Origin of the sequence: Bacillus cereus group sp. BfR-BA-01350, from assembly GCF_022663775.1 — a bacterium.
In the GTDB taxonomy this organism is placed as follows: domain Bacteria; phylum Bacillota; class Bacilli; order Bacillales; family Bacillaceae_G; genus Bacillus_A; species Bacillus_A paranthracis.
Genome location: NZ_JAKUGD010000001.1, coordinates 689,398 through 711,165 on the forward strand (window position 1 = coordinate 689,398; position 21,768 = coordinate 711,165).

Sequence of the window (21,768 nt, forward strand, 5' to 3'; positions counted from 1 at the left end):
TGCAGAATATAATAAGTCATAAATATTTTTAGTTGCATACGAAGATTTGTTCTTATATGATAGATAGTGAAAGCGTTATCAAAAACAGAGCGGCGATGGGAAAGGCGGGGAAATATGTTCCAGCGTGTTCAAACAAAGGAAGAACATTTTTGGTTCGAGCAACTGTGGGGAGATTTTTGTGAAGAAAGAAACTTAATGTTCGTAGAACGTAATTTAAATCCATCACGATTTTTATTAATAGAAGATGAACATCATATCGGTACAGTAGAATGTATGAAGTATACGGTACCAGAACAATCAAATTCTGAGTTTTTCTATCCGTTTTCTAAAAATGATTTAGTGAAAGATTTGCAAAATGTATATGAAATAGGCAAGTTAAGTATTGCGAAAACGTCTCGTGGGAGAGGGCACTTCAAAAGACTAACAGCTATTTTATTTATGCATGCATTAGAAACAAAAGCAGAATGGTATATCGCAGCGGTTACAAAAAGAATGTATATGTATTTATTAACACTCGGTTTCCCAATTGAACCGATAGATAAGCCATTTCAATTTCATGATACTTTACAAGGTGTACCAGTACGAATTCATGCCCGAAAAGGGGCTACGCATTTGTATTCTTTAAAAGAATTTCGAGATGTAATTCAAGGAAATGCCCATGCACAGGCATTAATCGCAGAATACAGTAAGAATATTATGTTAACCAAATAAAACGAAATGAATATGTATAATAAAGAGAATGCGATTTTAAAATGAAATCATTCTTCATGAAAAAGACCCTTATTATTTTAATAAGGGTCTAAAAATTATAATCCAAATATACTAAAAATCATTTTACGGCGCTTCGGTTTCTTTTCACGTTCATATATTGGCTTTGTATCGGGAGTAATATAGATTGGTTCTTCTTTCTTGAGGGTAGCTTCTAGTTTTTGAATTCGCTCTAACATTTCCTCCATTTCACGGCGATGTTGTAAAAGTTGGTACGTAACAACATCATTTGCCTTATCTTGCATTTGTTCTTCCATTCGATCTAGTCTTCTCGTAATTGTGTTTAATTGAGCGGTTAATTGCTCAAAATCATGTGATGATATGTTTTGAACAATTGTATTTACTTGAGTTTTCAATTCTTCAACATCATTTGATGATGTTTTTTGAGTAGGGTGAGTGTTTTGGGACTTCTCTATTTGTGAAAGATGGTATTCTAACATTTGGTCTAAATCATCTTGTGTAAAAATAAAGTGACCATATTTATTTTTTTCTATAGTAAGATTTAATTGTTGTGCAATCCGGACAACAGCCTTTGGGCTAACACCTAATTTTTTTGCGATAAATGGTGTTTTATATTCCAAAATAATCCCTCCTATATATATCCTGTTGAATGATTTCGATCTATGAAGTAAGTTCCCTTCCAGTGTGACAAAAGAAGTGTGGAATCGGCAAAGAAAGTGTTTTTTCACGAAATGAAGCTAGGAAGAATATATCGTGAATATAAAAGTTTTTATCTTAAAATTTAGAATCATTTGACTGAGGGAAATGAATTAGATTATCATAATGATAAATATCTTTTTTATGTATGCATATAATATATAAAAAGGTGGTTGCTAATGTAGAATTTTGTTAGAGTATTAGAATGCTTACTTCACTTGAATAAAATTAAGTAGGAGGTGGCTTCCTTGCTTACAATGTAAGTAAGGAAAAGTATTTGGACATATATAGTATAAGTATAGTGATTGTTTTAATTGCCTTAACGGCATTTTTCGTTGCAGCAGAATTTGCAATTGTTAAAGTGCGAAGTTCAAGAATTGACTATTTAATTGCAGAAGGAAATAATCGCGCAACATCTGTCAAAACAGTCATTACAAACTTAGACGAATATTTATCTGCTTGTCAGCTAGGAATAACAGTTACAGCACTGGGAATTGGGTGGTTCGGTAAACCTGCGTTAAAGCAAATGTTTGACACATTTTTTGTGAATTTGAACATTTCTACTCAACTAGCAGATATTTTTGCTGTAATTTTAGTGTTTTTGTTTATTACATTTTTACATGTTGTAATAGGGGAATTGGCTCCAAAAACATTTGCGATTCAAAAAGCTGAACAGGTGAGTTTATTTGTTGCTAAACCGTTAACTTTCTTTTATCGTATGGCGTTTCCATTTATTTGGCTATTAAATGGATCAGCCCGAATAATTACGAAGTTGCTAGGGCTGAAACCACCGAAAGGGCACGATGAAGTTCATTCAGAAGAAGAATTACGGTTATTAGTTTCAGAAAGTTACAAAAATGGAGAGATTAATCAGTCTGAATATAAATATGTAAATAAAATCTTTGAATTTGATGATCGTATAGCAAAAGAGATAATGGTACCCCGAACTGAGATGCATATTATAAGTAAAGAAATGCCTGCTGAAGAAGCGTTGCAAAAAATGTCTCGGGAAAAATATACGAGATATCCAGTTGTTGATGGCGACAAAGATCACGTAATAGGCTTTGTGAATTTTAAAGATATTTTCACAGATTTTGTGCAGCATAATGCGGTTAGTAATAAGAAAGTAGAGCAATATATTAGGCCGATTATTTTAGTTATCGACTCCATCCCAATACACGACTTATTTTTAAAAATGCAAAAAGAAAGAACACATATTGCTATATTGATAGATGAATATGGTGGTACGTCTGGACTTGTTACTGTTGAAGACATTTTAGAAGAAATAGTTGGAGATATTCAAGATGAGTTTGATACAGATGAACAGCCAGAAATTCAACAAGTTAGTGAAACAAAAACAATACTAGAGGGAAAAGTACTTGTTAGTGAAGTAAATACGTTATTAGGTTTAACGATTGATGATAATGGTGTTGACACAATAGGTGGATGGATTTTAACGAAGAATATAGAAATTGCTGAAGAGGATTTCATTGAAATCGAAAATTATAAGTTTTGCGTAAAAGAATTAGATGGACACTATATAAAGAGACTAGAAGTTACAAAAACTGTAGAATCAATTGTTATTTTAGAAGATGAACAACAAATTTCATTACAAGAACAAATTAGTTCGTAGACTCTGCTAGATGGCAGAGTTTTTTTGAGCATAATGTTTTTGGCAGAATAAGGGCTATGTTACAATGACATAAGTCAGACCTTTCACTAGGTGAAGTATTGTTGTATACATATATTTGAAAGGAGAAGAATTATGAAAAAGCATTTATATATAAATGGAGATTGGAAGTCTGTAAATACGTATAAACCATTATATGCACCATATTCTGAAGAAACATTAGCGGAAATCGCGCAAGGAACGGAAGAAGATGTAAAAGAGGCTGTTATTGCTGCAAAAAGTGCAATGACAGAAATGAATGCGTTATCTGCATATGATCGTGCGACTATTTTAGAGAAAGTCGCACAAAAAATGGATGAAAGAAGAGAAGAATTTGCAGAGATTATTGCAAAAGAGGCTGCAAAACCAATACGTGCTGCAAGGGGAGAAGTAGATCGTACCGTTCAGACATACAAATTTGCAGCTGAAGAAGCGAAGCGTATATACGGTGAGACACTGCCACTTGATGCAGCACCTGGTGCAGATGGGCGCATTGCATACACAATACGAAAACCGATTGGGGTTATAGGGGCGATTACACCATTTAATTTTCCATTAAATTTAGTGGCACATAAAGTGGGCCCTGCAATTGCTGCTGGAAATACAGTTGTATTAAAACCAGCTGATCAAACGCCTCTATCATCTTATGCATTAGTTGAACTATTTGAAGAAGCAGGATTGCCAAAAGGGGCTTTAAATATTATTTCTGGTCCTGGTTCAACTGTAGGCGAAGCAATAGTTACAAATGATGATGTTGCTTCCATTACTTTTACAGGAAGTCCGAAAGTTGGAATTGGAATTAAGGCAAAGGCTGGGTTAAAGCGAGTTACGTTAGAGCTAGGATCAAATGCTGCAGTTATTATTGATGAAGATGTAGAATTAACAGATGAATTAATTGAACGTGTAAAATGGGGAGCATTTGTTAATAATGGACAAGTTTGTATTTCCGTACAACGCGTTTTTGTACATGAAGAGAGAATAGATGAATTTTTATCTAAGTTACAGAAAGCGATGGAAACAGTTGTTGTTGGTGATCCGCTGATGGAGGAAACGGATGTATCGGCTTTAATTTCGAAAAAAGATGTCGAGCGTATCGATAACTGGGTGCAAGAAGCAGTTAAAGAAGGAGCGAACGTTTTGTATGGTGGTAACAAACGTGATGAAAGGATTTTTGAACCAACTGTATTAACGAATGTTCCAGAGCATGTATCTGTACAGTGCCAAGAAGTATTCGGTCCACTTATGACAGTAAATACATTTAAAGAATTTGATGAGGCTATAGAGCAAGTAAATCATTCACGTTACGGTCTACAGGCAGGTGTATTTACAAATAATTTGTTTAAAGCTATGCGTGCAATTGATGAGCTTGAAGTTGGTGGTGTCATGATAAATGATATTCCAACGTTCAGAGTAGACCATATGCCTTACGGGGGTGTGAAAGAAAGTGGTACGGGGCGTGAAGGAATTAAATATGCAATCGAAGAAATGACAGAAATGAAATTAGTGTGTATTAAAAAATAAAGGAACTAGAACTTAAACATCGCAAAAAAACGAGTAGGAAATGTTTACGATTCCATACTCGTTTTTTTTGTTTATTTGGCGTTTCTTAGAATGATTTCATTTAATCAAGTGTACCTTTTACTTCATTTCTTGTTTGAAAATAGCATCTTCTACATAAATTTGTTCTTTGTCGACAGCAGTGCTATGAGATAATACTAAACCGATTGGTGTTTCTGTACCTTTATTTTGAACAATTGTAAAAGGAACATTTTTTTCGTTCGCTAATTTAATGTATTTTGATAAATGTGGGTAAGCAATGCCACCATTTAGGAATATTTGTAATGATTGAGAAGAGCGCATGCTACTAGCTACTTCAGAATATACATTACTTTGCATTACTTGACCGATAGTTAAAGCGATTTCTACACGCTCACGTAATGTAGTTAAATACATATTACGTTCTTCTGGTTTGTTTTGCTTTTGGCCGTAAATGCCTTCTTGGAGATAATCTTCCACATTTTTATTTACCATATTTTTCACACCTTTCCTTTTCTATTGTACGAAAGAATGAAGCAGGATGCAAAAAAAGTCGCATCAAATATAAAAAATTTGAATGAAAGGAAGGAAAATGGAATGTAACAATCTAAACAATTAATAATGTTATAAAAATTTTATCAACACATATTAACAAAATGTGACAATAATCTATTAACGAATCATGTTTTTTGTGTTAATATTCAAAATATAAAGGGTGTTCGTCGCATGGAAATGGAGGAATGGAGGTTTTTCCAATCGATAAGGATATTAAAGAAGTATTTTGTTCGCACTTGAAAAACAACAGGCACCAATTCGTTGAGAACTGGAAAAACAAAATGATAATTTCCGATAAAGATCCATTTAGACTAGAAGCAGTTCAAAATGGAGAGGATTTATTAGAGTTTATTATTGAACTTACTATGGAAGAAAAAGATATAAATTATCTTCAGCCATTATGCGAGAAAATTGCTATTGAACGTGCAGGAGCAGATGCGAATATAGGTGATTTTGTTTATAATGCAAATGTAGGAAGAAATGAGCTTTTCGAAGCGATGTGTGAATTAGATGTTAGTGCACGTGAATTGAAACCAATTATGGCCCAAATACATACTTGTTTTGACAAATTAATTTATTACACTGTTTTAAAATACTCGGAAATTATATCAAGAAATTTAGAGGAAAAACAGCAATATATTAACGAAACACATAAGGAAAGGCTGACGATTTTAGGGCAAATGTCAGCTAGTTTTGTACATGAATTTCGTAATCCGCTTACTTCCATTATGGGGTTTGTCAAATTATTAAAGGCAGACCATCCTAGTTTATCGTATTTAGATATTATTTCTCATGAATTAGACCAATTAAATTTTCGCATTTCGCAATTTTTACTCGTATCGAAAAAAGAAATGTGGACTGAATCTGAACGGTTTTGGCTAAATGATTTGTTTCAAGACATTATACAGTTCTTATATCCAAGTTTGGTCAATGCAAATGTTTCTATTGAAAAGAATTTGCCATATCCAATTCCGCTTACTGGTTATCGGAGTGAAGTGAGACAAGTATTTTTAAATATATTAATGAACTCAATTGACGCTCTTGAATCAATGAAAGAAGAACGAAAAATTATCATTGATGTATTTGAAGAAGATCAATCGATTCGGATTGTAATAAAAAATAACGGGCCAATGATTCCAGCTGAAAATGTAGAAACGATTTTTGAACCATTTGTAACTACTAAAAAGTTAGGAACTGGTATTGGGTTATTTGTATGTAAACAAATTGTAGAAAAACATAATGGGTCCATCATGTGTCGTTCAGATAACGATTGGACAGAATTTCAAATTGCATTTCAAAAATAAACAGTCTACACCAAATGAATGGTGTAGACTATTTTAATTCGTAAGTATAACGGCTTCTAATTTAGGATCTTTCGTTGAATAACCTAAAATTGAAATTGTATAAATAATGTTCGGTTCGACTTTGAAATCCGGTATAGTTAGTAAGACACTTTGATGATCTGCGAGTGAAACTTCTATATCCGCTGTACCAGGGCTAACTTCTAAAAAATCTGTTATTTGTTTAAAGAGTACATTTTCAAATAAATGATCGCCAGCTTTTAAACTTACATTTACAACAGGGGTATCGGGAGAAAAGTGTGCAAAGCGTATTTTTGCTTGACCTGATGGTAAATGAGTATTATCGAGAATAGGTTGTAATTGTAGATGATGATCACTATTTATTGCAGCAAAAGTATAAGAGTGATTTCCCATTATCGGTACTAAAGCTGAAAAGATGGGAGTTTCACTTTCGACAGGAACAATATCTATTCGGTACTTACCTTGTACTAATGTTAAATAGGGACTAAATTGTTTAAATGAAATATTTTTAATAACCTTTTGTCCATTTACTAAAATGTCAACGGCAGGTGTACTTGAAGCAGAGTGAAAAAACCTTATATGTGATGGTAAAGTAGCTTCTTGTGAATCTCTTTTTTCATATGCCTGTACAAGTTTCGTAAGCGCATCATAATATTTCATATATAGTTCTACATATTTTTTCGGATTATGAAATTGATAGTATCGAGCGAGCTGTTCGTAACGTGCAGCTTCTTGTCCATATTTTTCGATTTCAGATTGAGACATGAACATTCCTCCTTTGTCATCATTAAAACTATATGCTTAGCAAGAAAGAGGTTATGCGAAAAAATTTGTTTTTTAAAGGAGAAAGGTTGAAAATTAATAGTAAGTATTTTTTTAGGATAAGTTAAGTTTAGGTGAACGAGAGTAATAATTTTCTTGAGGATACAACAATATATCATTCATATTGGCTGATAAAGTGTGTATTTTGAAATGAATAATGTAAGAGTATAACACGTGATATTTCGAAACCATGTCCCAAATCCTTAGAAAACTAGGGATTTTTTTAATTATAGGCAAATACACATACAAAGTGATAATTGTCCTACATAAATTATAAAGGAAAGGTAGTTTGAATTTGAGGAAAGGAATGAAATCTTGGGATGGGGATATCCCGCAAGGAATTGTGAATGGAGTTATGGACGGTTTTGTGCTTTATACTGTAGGATGAATTGTGATTTTGTAATACTATTGTTTCTATTTATGTTAGCAAGTGACGGTATTAACTGATAAAAGAGCGTCGTGCCGAACTGATTAATGTGGTTAATCGGTTCTTTTTTTATTGTATAAAACGGATGGAGTTGTATGTGAAATATTGATTTCTTTAAAATAATTGCTATACATTTAGTAGGATTAATTGTCGAGATTTGTTTAAAAATATGCAATATAAAGTAGGAGAACAGGAAGGAGTTTAAAGGGAGTTTCGTCGAAGTTTACACAATGTCGGCATTTGAGGGAAGCTGACATTATGTTAGAAAAACATTTAGTGAAGCGTTAATTTTATATAAGGGAGGGTTATTTGAGCGTATAGATAAGGGTTGGTCTTTGAGTTAAGTTCTGAATTTTCTGTTTTTAAAATTGGTATTTAGCACTCATTTGTATATTTTATAATAGTTTTTTGATAAATTCACTGCTTTCGCAGAGGGTTCTTTTTTATGAAAGAAACGTCAATTTTCTTCATATATATATACAAATTGGAGAAATGGGGGAGCGCTATGCGCGATTACTTAATTAAACCACTTGTTGGTCAGCCGTATCCAATGATTTCACATGGAAAAGGTGTCTATTTGTATGATCAAAACGGAAATAAATATTTTGATGGCTCGTCAGGAGCAATTACGGCAGGTATTGGGCATGGCGTAAAGGAGATTGCGGACGTTATCAAAAAGCAAGCTGAGGAGATTGCTTTCGTTTATAGATCACAGTTTACGAGTGAACCAGCTGAAAAATTAGCTAAGAAATTAAGCGATTTAAGTGTAGGAGATTTGAACTGGAGCTTTTTTGTAAATAGTGGTACGGAAGCAAATGAAACAGCTATGAAAATTGCAATTCAGCATTTTCAAGAGCGGGGTATTCAAGGGAAGCATAAAATATTGTCACGATGGATGAGTTATCACGGTATTACGATGGGAGCCTTATCAATGTCTGGGCATCCACTGCGTAGACAACGTTTCGTGTCAATTTTAGAAGATTATCCAACTATTCCAGCTCCATATTGTTTTAGATGTCCGGTACAAAAGGTATATCCAACTTGTCAGCTTGCTTGTGCGACTGAACTAGAAAGATCAATTGAAAGGATTGGAGCAGAACATATTGCGGCTTTTATTGCTGAACCGATTATTGGAGCAGCTGGAGGTGCAGTCGTTCCGCCGAAAGAATATTATAAAGTTATTAAAGACATTTGTAGTCATTACGATATTTTATTTATTGCTGATGAAGTAATGACTGGGCTTGGTCGTACTGGCGCATGGTTTGCGATGGAGCATTGGGGGGTAGAACCGGATATTATGACCCTTGGTAAAGGGTTAGGAGCTGGATACACACCGATGGCAGCGACGGTTGTAAGTGACCGTGTAATGGAGCCGATTTTACGGGGAACACGTTCTGTTATGAGTGGGCATACGTTAAGTGCAAATCCATTATCTGCAGCAACAGCTTTAGCTGTTATTGAATATATGGAGAAACATAATCTACCTGAAAAAACAGCAGAAAAGGGAGAGTATTTAATAAAGGGATTACAGAAAGTTCAGCAACAATCGACAATCATTGCTGATGTGCGTGGAAAAGGATTGCTGATTGGAGTAGAATTGCAACCGTTTACAAAGGCGTCGGAACTTATTTCAGTTGCAGCTAAAAATGGTCTTCTTTTATATCAAGCTGTTTCAGGGCAAGCAGGAAAAGAAGATAGCGCACTGCTTGTGGCACCGCCAATGACAACTACATATTCCGAGTTAGATGAATTACTTTCAATTTTTGCAAAAAGTGTAGAAGAAATGATGCAAAAAGGAGGGCATAGTATCGCATGACAACTATTACAAATACATTCGATAAATTAAAAGAGATAGAGGAAGTAATTTCTTTGTTTCACGATGATATGACATTAATGTTTGGAGGATTTGGAGGGATTGGATCCCCTCCTTCTTTAATACAGGCGATTTTAGAAAAAGGAGTTACAAATTTAAATTTAATAGGAAATGATACAGGATTTCCTGATGTAGGAATCGGTCGTCTCGTTACGAATGAAAGAGTAAAATCATTAATTACTTCTCATATCGGTTCAAACCCAAATGCAGGAAGACAGCTAAACGAAGGAAGATTACAAATTGAGTTTTCTCCTCAAGGAACATTAGCAGAGCGTATTCGCGCTGGTGGTGTAGGACTTGGTGGCGTATTAGTTGATGTAGGTGTTGATACAATTGTAGAAGAAGGAAAACGTACTGTTGAAATGAATGGTAAGACATATTTAGTTGAAACAGCATTAACTGCTGAGGTTGCGATTGTATATGCGAAAAAAGCGGATCCATTTGGTAACCTTGTGTTTGATAAGAGCGCTCGTAACATGAACCCTCACGTTGCTATGGCCGGGGATATAACGATTGTAGAAGCAGAAGAAATTGTTCCACTTGGAAGTTTAGATCCAGAAGAAATTGTTGTCCCAGGAGTATTTGTAAATTATATCGTACCGTCGGAAGGAGTGAATTGGAAATGGGTATGGGCGTAGAAGTGAGAGATAAAATTGCTAGACGTGCAGCGAAAGAAATACAAAATGGCATGATTGTAAATTTAGGTATTGGTATACCATCGCTTGTACCAAACCATTTGCCTGATGATATAAACGTTATGTTTCATGCGGAAAACGGAATTGTAGGTATGGGCCCTACACCAAGCAAAGGAAATGAAGACGAAAATTTATGTAACGCAGCAGGTTTGCCAACTTCTCTTATTACAGGAGCAAGTTATTTTGATAGTTGCACAGCGTTTGGGATGATTCGAAAAGGTTTACTAGATATAACGATTCTTGGTTCATTACAAGTAAGCGAGAATGGTGATTTAGCAAACTGGATTGTTCCAGGGAAACGTGTTCCAGGTATTGGAGGAGCAATGGATTTAGCTCAAAAAGCGAAGCGGGTCGTTGTTGTGATGAATCATGTCGATAAATACGGAAATGCAAAAATTGTTTCGGAGTGTACATTACCATTAACTTCAAAAAAATGTGTAGATTTAATTATTACGGATATGGCAGTAATGGAAGTAACGGAGAGTGGACTTATTTTGCAAGAATTGATGAGCCCTTACACAGTGGAAGATATAAAGCAACATACAGAAGCAAATTTTAAAATTGGCTCTAACTTACTAGTAATTGAATGAGGGGAGATGTAATATATGGAGCAATTAAAAAAACAAATTTGTGATTATATTGAGAGTCAAGAAGAAGAGAGCGTAAAATTTTTAAAACGATTAATTCAAGAAAAGAGCGTATCTGGTGATGAAAGTGGTGCACAGGCAATTGTGATTGAAAAATTGCGCGAGTTAGGTTTAGATCTTGATATTTGGGAACCTTCATTTTCTAAAATGAAAGATCATCCTTATTTTGTATCACCACGTACAAGTTTTTCGGATAGCCCGAACATTGTGGCAACCCTTAAAGGAAACGGCGACGGGAAATCTATGATATTAAATGGACATATTGATGTTGTACCAGAAGGAGATGTGGACCAGTGGGACCATCATCCTTATAGTGGTGAGAGAATAGGAAATCGTATATACGGCCGTGGAACAACGGATATGAAAGGCGGCAATGTCGCGCTAATGCTTGCGATGGAAGCAATTATTGAATCTCGTATTGAATTAAAAGGAGATATTTATTTTCAAAGTGTAATAGAAGAAGAAAGCGGCGGAGCAGGAACATTAGCTACGATATTACGAGGATATAAAGCAGATGGTGTCATTATTCCAGAGCCGACAAATATGAAGTTTTTCCCGAAACAACAAGGATCCATGTGGTTTCGTCTACATGTGAAAGGGAAAGCTGCACACGGTGGAACGCGTTATGAAGGAGTAAGTGCAATTGAAAAAAGTATGTTTGTTGTAGATCATTTGAGAAAGCTGGAAGAGAAGAGAAATGACCGAATTACAGACCCATTATTTAAAGGAATCCCGATTCCAATTCCAATTAATATTGGAAAAATTGAAGGCGGGAGCTGGCCAAGTTCTGTTCCCGATTCGTTAATTTTAGAAGGAAGATGCGGTATTGCGCCGAATGAGACTATAGAGGCAGCAAAAGAAGAGTTTGAGAATTGGATTACGGAATTAAAGGATGTGGACAATTGGTTTGTTGAAAATCCTGTAGAAGTAGAATGGTTTGGAGCAAGATGGGTTCCAGGTGAACTGGAAGAAAATCATGAGTTAATGACAACGCTCGAGCATAACTTTGTTGAAATCGAAGGGAACAAACCGATTATTGAAGCATCTCCGTGGGGGACTGATGGAGGCTTATTTACACAAATCGCAGGTGTACCAACGATAGTATTTGGCCCAGGAGAAACGAAAGTAGCGCATTATCCAAACGAATATATAGAAGTTGATAAAATGATAGCTGCCGCAAAAATTATTGCATGCACATTACTAGATTGGTGTGAGGTGAAAAAATGAAATACTATGAATCTTTTAGAGAACAGACGAATGGCTATACAGTAGAAGGTGTTTTGGACTATTTTAATAAACGTATTCGAGTAGACCACTACACAGGAAATGTTGAGAGGATTATCCAAACAATTGATGAATTAGCAGAGAAACATTCTTTCACTAAATGTATTGTTAAAGGAAAGGGAGAGCATGTTTCCACATGGCTCTCTTTCGGTTTTTTATTAGAAGCAACATTACCACATTATTTTCAAGGTCACGATGCATACTTTTTCGTGAAATTTAATAATGATGAAAGACGAAATAGTATTCATTGGGCTGAGGAAGATACCATTTTAAGCGGTGTAAAAGCAAAAGAAGTAAAGGAAAAAATAGTTCCGGAAAAATTCCTATTAAGAAAAGCGACAGAAGAGGACGCAGAAGAATTAGCGGCTGTCTTTGGAGAAGTATTTGAAGTGTATCCGACTCCTTTAAACGAAGCGAGTTATGTAAAACAAACGATGAAAGAAGACGATACAATTTACTATGTGTATGAATTCGAGGGGAAAATAATTAGTACAGCGTCTGCAGAAATGAATATAAAAGAAGGAAATGCAGAATTAACGAATTGTGCTACTTTACCTGCATATCGTAAACATGGGTTTATGAAAAGTTTATTAATTAAGTTAGAAGAAGAACTTCAAGAGAAATCGATTTTCTGTTCTTATACAATTGCTCGATCGCTTTCTTTCGGAATGAATGCAGCCTTTTATCAGTTAGGCTATACGTATACAGGAAGATTGGCGAACAATTGCTACATTTTCGATAAGCTAGAAGATATGAATATATGGGTAAAAGATTTGTCTAAATAGTACGTTATAAAAATAGAACGGAAACGTCATGCTTATAATCGCACATAGGTATGCCGGAAATTCGGCATAGTATTTGCTGAATTTTCGGCAAGAGGGGGGATGACATTGCTAGCAGTTTCGACACAAGAAGTCATTGAAGCGATTTTGGGCAGTATTGATGAGGCTATACACGCAGTAGATGAAAATGGTATTACAATTTTCTATAATACTGTAGCTGCAAAACACGATGGATCAAAAATTGAAAAAGTGTTAGGTAAACATTTGTTAGAAGCGTTCCCTTCTTTATCTAGGGAAACAAGTACGTTGATGAAAGTGTTAGATACAAAAAAACCAATCGTTCATCAAGTGCAGCATTATCAAAATTTAAATGGAGAAGACATTTGCACAGTAAATACGACGTTACCTATTCTTATAGATGGAAACATTGCTGGTGCTGTTGAAATTGCAAAGGATTATTCCACAGTTCAAAAACTTACGGATACAATAGTCGATTTGCAGTCGAAAATAAAGCGGTCATCTAGAAAAAAAGCGATCAAAAAGCATGTTGCATTTGAGACAATCGTGACGAATGACGCTCGGTTTAAACAGACGAAAGAATTAGCACAAAAAGTTGCTCCAACTGATGCGAATGTTTTAATATATGGGGAAACAGGAACAGGGAAAGAGTTATTTGTACAAGCGATTCATGAAGCTTCTAAAAGGAAAAACAAGCCGTTTATTGCACAAAACTGCGCAGCTTTGCCAGAGTCTCTATTAGAAAGTTTATTGTTTGGAACGACGAAGGGTAGTTATACTGGGGCAATTGAACGAGCGGGATTATTTGAACTTGTAGATGGAGGGACATTGTTTTTAGATGAACTGAATTCAATGCCACTCGATTTACAAGCGAAAATGCTACGTGTATTAGAAGATGGTGTTATTCGTCGTATTGGTGATAATAAGACGAGAAAAGTAGATGTTCGCGTTATTACCGCAATGAATCAGCCACCAGAAATATGTTTAAAAGAGAATAAAATTCGCACTGATTTATACTATCGATTAAATGTCTTTTCATTATATATTCCGCCGCTCCGTGAAAGAACGGAGGATGTATTATTGTTAGCGTCTTATTTTTTGAAAGAATATAATAAAAGTTATAAAAAAGGTGTACTTCAAATGGATAAGGAAGCGAAAGAAAGACTACAAGCTTACCAATGGCCTGGAAATGTTCGGGAGTTAAAACATACGATTGAACATGCTGTCATTATTGCAGAAGGGAATACATTAACAGCCAATTGTTTACCGCGTACATTTCGGAAAGAGAGTTTTCCAAAGAAGAAGGGCATATTGCCTCTTAGAGAAGCACTTCATCAAACGGAAAAAAAATTAATAGATCAAGCGTTAATTGAAACGGAAGGGAATATACTACAAGCTGCAAAAATGTTAGGCATCCCTCGTCAAACGCTTCAATATAAACTGAGTAAGTACGACAAAACCGCCGAATAATTGGCGGTTTTTGTGTGTTTGCACGAATAAAAGAGCGTTTACATATATGTAAAGTAATGAATATGATAGTATGTATGAATTTCATACAGTGCTTTAAAAATTTTTTTCGCTTATGTAATAGGGTTCTCCGCACATTTACTTATCAATAAAGTAAAGTTGGCATAACTATTGCTTATATAAAGGATGAGCGTATAAAAAGGGGGAATAGCAATGTTACATGATGTATACAAACCAAATCGTCACTGGAAGGATATCGAATTATGGAAAGATGTTACTGAAGAGCAATGGAATGATTGGGTTTGGCAATTAACGAATACGATCAAAACGTTAGATGACTTAAAGAAAGTGATTAACTTAACACCTGATGAAGAAGAGGGCGTTAAAATTTCAACGAAAACGATCCCGTTAAATATTACACCGTACTATGCTTGGTTAATGAATCCTGATGACCCACGCTGTCCGATTCGGATGCAATCTGTACCGATCTCGGAAGAGTTATATAAAACAAAATATGATTTAGAAGATCCGCTTCATGAAGATGAAGATTCTCCAGTTCCAGGGTTAACACATCGTTATCCTGACCGCGTACTATTCTTAGTAACGAATCAATGTTCTATGTATTGTCGTTACTGTACACGCCGCCGTTTTAGTGGACAAATTGGAATGGGTGTGCCGAAGAAACAATTAGATGATGCAATTGCTTACATTCGTGAAACACCACAAGTACGAGATGTATTAATCTCTGGTGGTGATGGTCTTCTTATTAACGATAAAATTTTAGAATATGTATTAAAAAATTTACGAGAGATTCCGCATGTTGAGATTATTCGTATCGGAACGAGAGCGCCGGTAGTATTCCCGCAGCGTATTACAGAAAACTTATGTAACATTATTAAAAAATATCATCCAGTATGGTTAAATACACATTTCAATACATCTATTGAAATTACTGAAGAATCGAAAAAAGCATGTGAAATGTTAGCAAATGCTGGTGTTCCAGTCGGAAACCAAGCAGTAATTTTAGCTGGTATTAACGACAGCGTTCCAATTATGAAAAAACTAATGCATGACTTAGTAAAAATCCGTGTACGTCCATACTACATTTATCAATGTGACTTATCTGAAGGTATTGGCCATTTCCGTGCACCAGTTTCTAAAGGTCTTGAAATTATTGAAGGTTTACGCGGACATACGTCTGGTTATGCAGTACCAACATTCGTTGTTGATGCACCAGGAGGAGGCGGTAAAATTGCGCTTCAGCCAAACTATTTAATCTCGCAAAGTGCAGATAAAGTTGTACTTCGTAACTTTGAAGGTGTTATTACAACGTATCCAGAGCCAGAAAGCTACATTCCAGGAAGAGCAGAAGGATACTTTAAAGAAATCTATCCAAACTACGAAGAAAAACGTTCAGATGTTGGTATCGCGGGTCTTATGAGCGATAAGAAATTTAATCTTGTTCCAGACGATTTACAGCGTATGAACCGTCGTAAAGACTATGAGGATAATGAAACACATGCAACATTAAAAGATAAACGTGATAAGCGCGACCAATTGAAAGATAAAAAATATCAAGCACAAATGGCTAAATTAGAAGAAAACGACAAAAAAACTGAGGGTGATGCAGTATGAATTGTATGTGGTGTGACAGTACAGAAGCAAAAGAAAGCTTAAATACTGTATATTGGGAATTGCCAGATGGTACGAAAGCCATTGAAATCCAAGAGACACCATGCATTTCTTGTTCCTCATGTGGTATGGACTATCAATCAGATCAAACAGTGAAAGAAATAGAAGATCAATTGTTTCTAATTTATACGAAAGACTTACCAAAACAACTAACATATGAAGAATTAATGGGAAGACCACGTCTATTAAAAAGAAATTATTTCGACTTTTAACCAGCTTTTATGCTGGTTTTTTTCTTTTTTGCCTTGTATAATGTACCCAAGCTAGAAAGGTAGGGAATATTTTTGAAAAAGACATTTTACCACTATATGATGAAGCATCGTGCAGCTTTATTTAGTAATGAAATATCGAATTTAGCAGAGGCAATGTATGATGATTTAAGTTTTCCGAAGCAATCTGAAGATTACGATGAAATTAGTTCATACTTAGAGCTAAGTGGAATGCTAGAAAGTATGTCTATATTTGATGAAGCGTGGGATTTATACATACAAGATAGATAAAACTATAAGAACTTTTTTTTGACGAGAAGCTAGTCTATTTGCTAGCTTTTTTTTACGTTGTAAATAAATTTTCATATGGTGATATTTTTTATTGAAAAAATTTATGAATATACGCTTCTGTGATAAGCGTTTTTATGTAGGTTGCATATACTGTTATCAAAATCACGACGTCAAAAAAAGGAGAGATATAGATGGCAAGGAAAAAGCAACCTAAATATAACGTAGGGGACATAGTCGTGATTACGCTATATGGAACCGTTGGTAAAATCACAAATATGAAGGTTTTAGATGGAGTTTACGTATACGAAGTCAATAATCACGATGGATTTTACGTAGAGCAAACATTGCAGCACGTTACAGAGCAAGATATGAAAAAAGGTGAAACTGAGTGGATTGAATTAAACTATAATTTCACATTTGGTGATCTCGTGCAAGTAACAGGATACGATAAAGATGTGTTTCGAATTGTTGGTTTTCGTACAGAAGTATGGAGATATAAAAATGACGCATGGGAAGATACAATATATGAACTGTCACGAATTACGGATGGTGAATGGTTAGAAGCGGATGAGTCAGATTTAACGTTACTTGCCAATGCTCAAACGGCAAATGCAATTTTGAAGAAAATGAAACAAGATAAAGCAGGTATGAATAAATTAGATTTAGGAAAATTAAAGTCAATTAACAACTCGAAAAAAGTGAGTGTTAAGACAAATCGTCAAGAAATCATTGATGGATTACTTGATATTTATAACGATTATCAATTGTTATTTGATACATTTAAAGATGAAGAATACAAAATTGTTATGGATGTTGTTCATAATTATTTAGTTAAATTGACAGAGAAAAAATAGTTAACTAGAAAGAGAGAATGAATTGAACAACAACATATGCAGTATAAGGTATGCCTACAATTATTAAAAAAATAAAAAGCCATTTAATAAGAGAGTCTGCCCATTGATCTTCATGCATGAACTCTTCTTTTGTTTGTCCTACTTCTTGCTTTACCTCGTATTGATATTCCATAATTATATCCCCCTTTTTGATAGCTTGTACTACCATCGTATGCACCTTGTCCAAAGGATATGACCTATAAAAAAGAAAAACTATTTTTCTAATCTCATATACATATTTTTGAGATTTTTTCATAAAACAGAAATAAAGGAGTGATGCTCATGAAGGAAATTGAAGTCGTAATTGATACGGAAGAGATTGCGGAGTTTTTTTATGAGCAACTAATTGAAAGAGGATACGTCCCAAAACGAGAAGAAATTGAAGATCTCGCAGATATTACATTCGAGTATTTATTAGAGAAATGTATGATTGATGAAGTGTTTGATGAAGAGGATGAGTGAAAGTAACGACGGGCTTAACTCGTCGTTTTTTACTCTTTACAAACTTGTCACAAATGTAGCCAGCAATACTTGGTATAATTAAAAGAAAATTTTACTCAAGAGGTGAAGGGATGTTCAAAAAAATTATTGATTCTTTATTAGGAAGGAAAAAATATCGTTCGTATTCTAGTAGTGATTATCGCCATAGAGGTCGCTCTTATTCAAGTAGCGATTATAAACGACGTTCATCTGGTTATGGGCATCATCATTATAAAAGAAAACGTAAAAGCCGTAGCTTCTTTTCAAGTAGCTGATGAAATGGCGTCGTATACTAGCTTTATTTGATAGACCACTGCGAAAAAATACAATTGTTGTAGAACGTTATAAAATTGAATCAGTAATTGGAATGGGTAGTTATGGGGTTACATATGTCGTTAATGATTTACAAATAAATAGATATAAAGTCTTAAAACAATTAAGACAAAGTAAACAAAGATATGAGTCTGGTAGAAAATCATTTGAACAAGAGAAAATGATTTTACAAACATTAAATCATCATGCAATTCCTAGTTTATATGATCATTTCGTATGGGAGAAAAAAAGCTTTTTTGTGATGGAATATATGCCTGGTAAAAATTTTGAAGATTATATTTTCTTAGATGGACATGTATATACAGAACGTGAAGTTTTAAAAATTTTATATGAAATATTAGAAATTGTATCAGTGTTTCATAGTAAAGGTATTATTCACCGAGATTTACGCATTCCAAACATATTAATGAAAGAAAACCAAATTAGTATTATTGATTTTGGGTTGGCGAAATTGAAAGGTGAGGGTGATGAACGAGCTACAACGTATGAAGGTGAACAAGCTTTGATGCGAGAAGTTCACTTTCGTAGCGATTTTTATGCGCTTGGTCATTTCTCATTATTTTTATTATATGCAGGCTATGAATCTAATGAAAAATATGAAAAACCATGGTATGACGAATTAACTTTGGAAAATTACAACCGTGAAATGCTGATGCGTATGTTACAAATAAAAACGCCGTACTATGAGAATGTACGAGATTTAAAAAAAGATGTAGCTTTTGCTTTAGAAAGGATGGAGGATCCATGTTTCAAAAGTTTTTAGCAAGCGTTGGTATCGGTAATGCAAAAGTAGATACAGTTCTTGAAAAAGATGAGTATATTGTAGGAGAAGAGATACTCGGGAAGGTTCACATAACTGGGGGTTCCGTTAGCCAACAGATTGAAAGCATTTACTTAACGTTATCAACATCGTATATTCGAGAAGTGGATGATAAAAAAATAACAACAACATATGATTTAGAGCGAGTTCGTTTAACAGAACCTTTTTCTGTTGAGCCGAATGAAAAAAGAGAAATTCCATTTTCATTTAAAATGCCAGTTGAAACACCGCTTACTCTTGGAATGAAAACAGTTTGGATACACACAGGCCTTGATATTAAACGTAGTATAGATCCAAGTGATCGTGATTACATTCAAGTATTGCCAAATGCACTATTAAATAGTGTGTTAGAGAGTGTCAATCAATTAGGCTTTAAAGCGCGTCATATTGAGTGTGAAGAATTACCGTATCGACTACGTAAGCAAGTTCCATTCGCACAAGAATTTGAGTTTGTTCCTGTTTCCGGACAGTATTATGGGAAATTAGATGAACTAGAATTGTTGATCTTGCCAAGTGCTTACGATCGCCTAGAGATTATTATGGAAGTAGACAGAAAATCTCGCGGATTAGCAGGTTTATTTGCAGAAGCACTTGATCTTGATGAGAAAGTGATTCGCTTTACAGTAACGAATGAAGATATTCCAACAATGAAAGAAACAATTAACAATTATATTTTTTAATAAACTATGCATAAAAAAGAAATGGAGAGGAAAACTAAAACAACCGCTCCATTTTTTTGCATAGTGAGGTTATGTATGTGAAACGATATCGACATTTATACTTGTTAAGTTTTACGCTACTCATTTGTTTTGTCGTATTATCACTTTCGTATCATACCGCTTGTATTGAGAGATTTGACAATATAGTCGCGCATTTTATTCAAAGTTTTCGAAACGACTACTTGACAGCCTACTTTACTTGGATGTCTTTTATCGGTTCCAAAAGAATATATTTTCCGTTACTCATCATTCTTGTAATGTATTTTCTCGTTAGAAAAAAATTGCTTAGTGCATTACTTCTAACAATTAATTATTATGGATCTCGTTATTTAAACAGTATGCTTAAACTATGGTACGAACGAGCAAGACCTGATGTAACACAACTTGTTACTGCAACTGGATATAGTTTTCCGAGCGGTCATACGATGAATGCTACTGCTTTTTTAGGATTTATTGCATACGTCACAATTACAGAAGAACGTATTACATTGCATAAAAAATTGTTGATTATTTTTATAGCGAGCTTTGTTGTATTATCTATTTCAGTTAGCCGAATATATCTTGGCGTTCACTATCCATCTGACATATTAGCAGGATGGGCAGCGGGCGGTAGCTGGCTCGTTTTATGTGTTATATTTCATAAAACGTTCATAAAAAAAGAACCTATGTCATAATAGGTTCTTTTTCCATTGGTTCAACATGAATGTGTGCATGATAAATGCCAAACTTTTTCCGAAGCATAGCCTCAATGTTGTCAGTAATACAATGACTTTCACCAACATCCATACGAGCATCTACTTCAATTGTAATATCAACGTACGTTTGATTCCCGTACATACGCGCTCTAATATCTACGATATTTTCCACGCCACCAATATGTTCAATAGCATCAGCGTACTCTTCCATCTTATCTGGATCGATTCCATCCGTTAGCATATGCGAAGCTTCTACGAAAATCTCCCATGCAGTTTTACAAATAATAAGGCCGACAATTAAAGCAGCGATAGGATCTAAAATAGGCATTTGGAACTGTGAACCGACAATGCCTACTACTGTACCAATACTTACGAGAGCATCTGATAAATTATCCTTTGCAGCGGCTTCTAATGACTTACTTTTTGTGCGTGCTGCAATCTTTTTCGTATACAAATACACACAGTACATAACGACAGCAGAAAATAAAGCTACCCATGCAGCAAGTACATTAGGTGCTGCTTGTTTTGGATTTAAAAAAGATTGAATGGCACTAATAACAACTTCTAATCCGACCGTTGCCATAATAAAAGAAGCAACAAGTGATGCAATTTGTTCTGCACGCGAATGCCCATATGGATGATCTGGATCACGAGGTTTCCGAGAGATTTTTAGACCAATTAATATCGCTAAAGAAGCACCGATATCCGTTAAGTTATTTAAACCGTCAGCACGTAATGCGCTAGAAAGGGTAATATAACTGATGATGATTTTCATAGAGGATAAAAATATGTAGGCCAAAATGCTGACAATAGCACCCTTATCAGCTTCTTTATTAGAAAGAGTATCCATTTTAATCACTCACCTTTCTACAAGGAATTTCTTTCTATAAATAGAGTATCAAACGAAAGTCGTGTGGGTCTATACAAACATTGTTGACGTTTTATAGCTTTTTAAGAAGCGGATAACAAAGTTTCGTGAAGGAAAAACATGTTGTAAAGTGCAAAGTTAGGGTATGCAAGCGATTTAGATCTATGTATAACCGGGAAAGGGGAAGGGAGTACAAATATGTATACTTCTGACAGCTGATTTGGAAAAAATAAAAACCCTCTAGAA

General features: G+C 34.7%; 24 protein-coding genes. 19 read left to right on the forward strand and 5 right to left on the reverse strand.

Features of this window, described 5'->3' with window-relative positions; genetic code table 11:
• Positions 1 to 114: 114 nt before the first annotated feature.
• The gene (locus MR147_RS03470; RefSeq protein ID WP_000487805.1) at positions 115 to 711 is read left to right on the forward strand and encodes a hypothetical protein; all 597 of its coding nucleotides are present in this window, start codon (positions 115 to 117) and stop codon (positions 709 to 711) included.
• 95 nt (positions 712 to 806) lie between these two features.
• Here the strand turns inward: MR147_RS03470 and racA are convergent, their stop codons facing one another.
• Positions 807 to 1,349 carry a chromosome-anchoring protein RacA gene (gene racA, locus MR147_RS03475; protein WP_000456007.1) on the reverse strand — a complete coding sequence of 181 codons (543 nt, stop codon included), beginning with the start codon at positions 1,347 to 1,349 and terminating at the stop codon, positions 807 to 809.
• Between the two features lie 353 nt (positions 1,350 to 1,702).
• On the opposite strand from racA, the gene MR147_RS03480 reads away from it, so the two are divergent.
• On the forward strand, positions 1,703 to 3,058 hold the full coding sequence (locus MR147_RS03480) for a hemolysin family protein (RefSeq protein WP_048556973.1): 1,356 nt from the start codon (positions 1,703 to 1,705) through the stop codon (positions 3,056 to 3,058).
• 132 nt (positions 3,059 to 3,190) lie between these two features.
• A complete protein-coding gene (locus MR147_RS03485; RefSeq protein ID WP_074610384.1) occupies positions 3,191 to 4,615 on the forward strand; it encodes an aldehyde dehydrogenase family protein in 1,425 nt (474 codons plus the stop codon).
• A gap of 117 nt (positions 4,616 to 4,732) precedes the next feature.
• Here the strand turns inward: MR147_RS03485 and MR147_RS03490 are convergent, their stop codons facing one another.
• The gene (locus MR147_RS03490) at positions 4,733 to 5,125 is read right to left on the reverse strand and encodes a YueI family protein (RefSeq protein ID WP_000247572.1); all 393 of its coding nucleotides are present in this window, start codon (positions 5,123 to 5,125) and stop codon (positions 4,733 to 4,735) included.
• A 245-nt stretch (positions 5,126 to 5,370) separates the two neighbouring features.
• On the opposite strand from MR147_RS03490, the gene MR147_RS03495 reads away from it, so the two are divergent.
• Positions 5,371 to 6,489 (forward strand): BA2291 family sporulation histidine kinase, encoded by a 1,119-nt coding sequence (locus tag MR147_RS03495; protein WP_000451748.1) that lies wholly within the window; start codon positions 5,371 to 5,373, stop codon positions 6,487 to 6,489.
• A 33-nt stretch (positions 6,490 to 6,522) separates the two neighbouring features.
• Here MR147_RS03495 and MR147_RS03500 read toward each other — a convergent pair whose 3' ends face one another.
• Positions 6,523 to 7,272, reverse strand: a complete 750-nt coding sequence (locus MR147_RS03500) for a DUF4397 domain-containing protein (RefSeq protein WP_074610385.1) — start codon at positions 7,270 to 7,272, stop codon at positions 6,523 to 6,525.
• Between the two features lie 989 nt (positions 7,273 to 8,261).
• Between MR147_RS03500 and MR147_RS03505 the strand changes: the two genes are divergently transcribed.
• The 10 genes from MR147_RS03505 (at position 8,262) to MR147_RS03550 (ending at position 17,568) form a co-directional block, all read left to right on the forward strand.
• The gene (locus MR147_RS03505; RefSeq protein WP_074610387.1) at positions 8,262 to 9,572 is read left to right on the forward strand and encodes an aspartate aminotransferase family protein; all 1,311 of its coding nucleotides are present in this window, start codon (positions 8,262 to 8,264) and stop codon (positions 9,570 to 9,572) included.
• Positions 9,569 to 10,267, forward strand: coding sequence for an acetate CoA-transferase subunit alpha (gene atoD, locus MR147_RS03510; protein ID WP_000208097.1), 699 nt, complete (start codon positions 9,569 to 9,571; stop codon positions 10,265 to 10,267). The genes MR147_RS03505 and atoD overlap by 4 nt, the downstream gene beginning before the upstream one ends.
• Positions 10,252 to 10,914, forward strand: a complete 663-nt coding sequence (locus MR147_RS03515) for a CoA transferase subunit B (RefSeq protein WP_074610390.1) — start codon at positions 10,252 to 10,254, stop codon at positions 10,912 to 10,914. The genes atoD and MR147_RS03515 overlap by 16 nt, the downstream gene beginning before the upstream one ends.
• A gap of 15 nt (positions 10,915 to 10,929) precedes the next feature.
• Positions 10,930 to 12,198, forward strand: coding sequence for a peptidase (locus MR147_RS03520; RefSeq protein WP_074610392.1), 1,269 nt, complete (start codon positions 10,930 to 10,932; stop codon positions 12,196 to 12,198).
• Entirely contained in the window at positions 12,195 to 13,040 is an 846-nt protein-coding gene (gene ablB, locus MR147_RS03525) for a putative beta-lysine N-acetyltransferase (protein WP_000878620.1), read from the forward strand. Before MR147_RS03520 ends, ablB begins: the two co-directional genes overlap by 4 nt.
• Before the next feature lie 99 nt (positions 13,041 to 13,139).
• Positions 13,140 to 14,525: an arginine utilization transcriptional regulator RocR gene (gene rocR / locus MR147_RS03530; protein WP_074610394.1), complete on the forward strand. Its 1,386-nt coding sequence runs from the start codon at positions 13,140 to 13,142 to the stop codon at positions 14,523 to 14,525.
• A 210-nt stretch (positions 14,526 to 14,735) separates the two neighbouring features.
• On the forward strand, positions 14,736 to 16,157 hold the full coding sequence (kamA, locus tag MR147_RS03535) for a lysine 2,3-aminomutase (protein WP_000902136.1): 1,422 nt from the start codon (positions 14,736 to 14,738) through the stop codon (positions 16,155 to 16,157).
• On the forward strand, positions 16,154 to 16,426 hold the full coding sequence (locus MR147_RS03540) for a YokU family protein (RefSeq protein WP_000995764.1): 273 nt from the start codon (positions 16,154 to 16,156) through the stop codon (positions 16,424 to 16,426). The genes kamA and MR147_RS03540 overlap by 4 nt, the downstream gene beginning before the upstream one ends.
• Before the next feature lie 72 nt (positions 16,427 to 16,498).
• Positions 16,499 to 16,714 carry a YozE family protein gene (locus MR147_RS03545; protein WP_000750724.1) on the forward strand — a complete coding sequence of 72 codons (216 nt, stop codon included), beginning with the start codon at positions 16,499 to 16,501 and terminating at the stop codon, positions 16,712 to 16,714.
• A gap of 191 nt (positions 16,715 to 16,905) precedes the next feature.
• On the forward strand, positions 16,906 to 17,568 hold the full coding sequence (locus MR147_RS03550; protein ID WP_000101501.1) for a hypothetical protein: 663 nt from the start codon (positions 16,906 to 16,908) through the stop codon (positions 17,566 to 17,568).
• Between the two features lie 4 nt (positions 17,569 to 17,572).
• Here MR147_RS03550 and MR147_RS03555 read toward each other — a convergent pair whose 3' ends face one another.
• Entirely contained in the window at positions 17,573 to 17,740 is a 168-nt protein-coding gene (locus MR147_RS03555; protein WP_000456537.1) for a DUF3930 family protein, read from the reverse strand.
• A gap of 149 nt (positions 17,741 to 17,889) precedes the next feature.
• Here MR147_RS03555 and MR147_RS03560 point away from each other — a divergent pair, with 149 nt between their 5' ends.
• The 5 genes from MR147_RS03560 to MR147_RS03580 all read left to right on the forward strand — a co-directional run bounded on the left by MR147_RS03560 (position 17,890) and on the right by MR147_RS03580 (position 20,633).
• On the forward strand, positions 17,890 to 18,069 hold the full coding sequence (locus tag MR147_RS03560; protein WP_000658451.1) for a YozD family protein: 180 nt from the start codon (positions 17,890 to 17,892) through the stop codon (positions 18,067 to 18,069).
• Between the two features lie 110 nt (positions 18,070 to 18,179).
• Positions 18,180 to 18,362, forward strand: coding sequence for a hypothetical protein (locus MR147_RS03565; protein ID WP_029438161.1), 183 nt, complete (start codon positions 18,180 to 18,182; stop codon positions 18,360 to 18,362).
• Positions 18,362 to 19,183: a serine/threonine protein kinase gene (locus MR147_RS03570; protein WP_044790680.1), complete on the forward strand. Its 822-nt coding sequence runs from the start codon at positions 18,362 to 18,364 to the stop codon at positions 19,181 to 19,183. Before MR147_RS03565 ends, MR147_RS03570 begins: the two co-directional genes overlap by 1 nt.
• Positions 19,165 to 19,920 (forward strand): sporulation protein, encoded by a 756-nt coding sequence (locus MR147_RS03575; protein WP_000486596.1) that lies wholly within the window; start codon positions 19,165 to 19,167, stop codon positions 19,918 to 19,920. The genes MR147_RS03570 and MR147_RS03575 overlap by 19 nt, the downstream gene beginning before the upstream one ends.
• Positions 19,921 to 19,997: 77 nt before the next feature.
• A complete protein-coding gene (locus tag MR147_RS03580) occupies positions 19,998 to 20,633 on the forward strand; it encodes a phosphatase PAP2 family protein (RefSeq protein ID WP_139302906.1) in 636 nt (211 codons plus the stop codon).
• On the opposite strand, the gene MR147_RS03585 is transcribed toward MR147_RS03580, so the two are convergent.
• Positions 20,623 to 21,504, reverse strand: a complete 882-nt coding sequence (locus MR147_RS03585; RefSeq protein ID WP_000380396.1) for a cation diffusion facilitator family transporter — start codon at positions 21,502 to 21,504, stop codon at positions 20,623 to 20,625. The genes MR147_RS03580 and MR147_RS03585 overlap by 11 nt on opposite strands.
• Positions 21,505 to 21,768 lie beyond the last annotated feature (264 nt).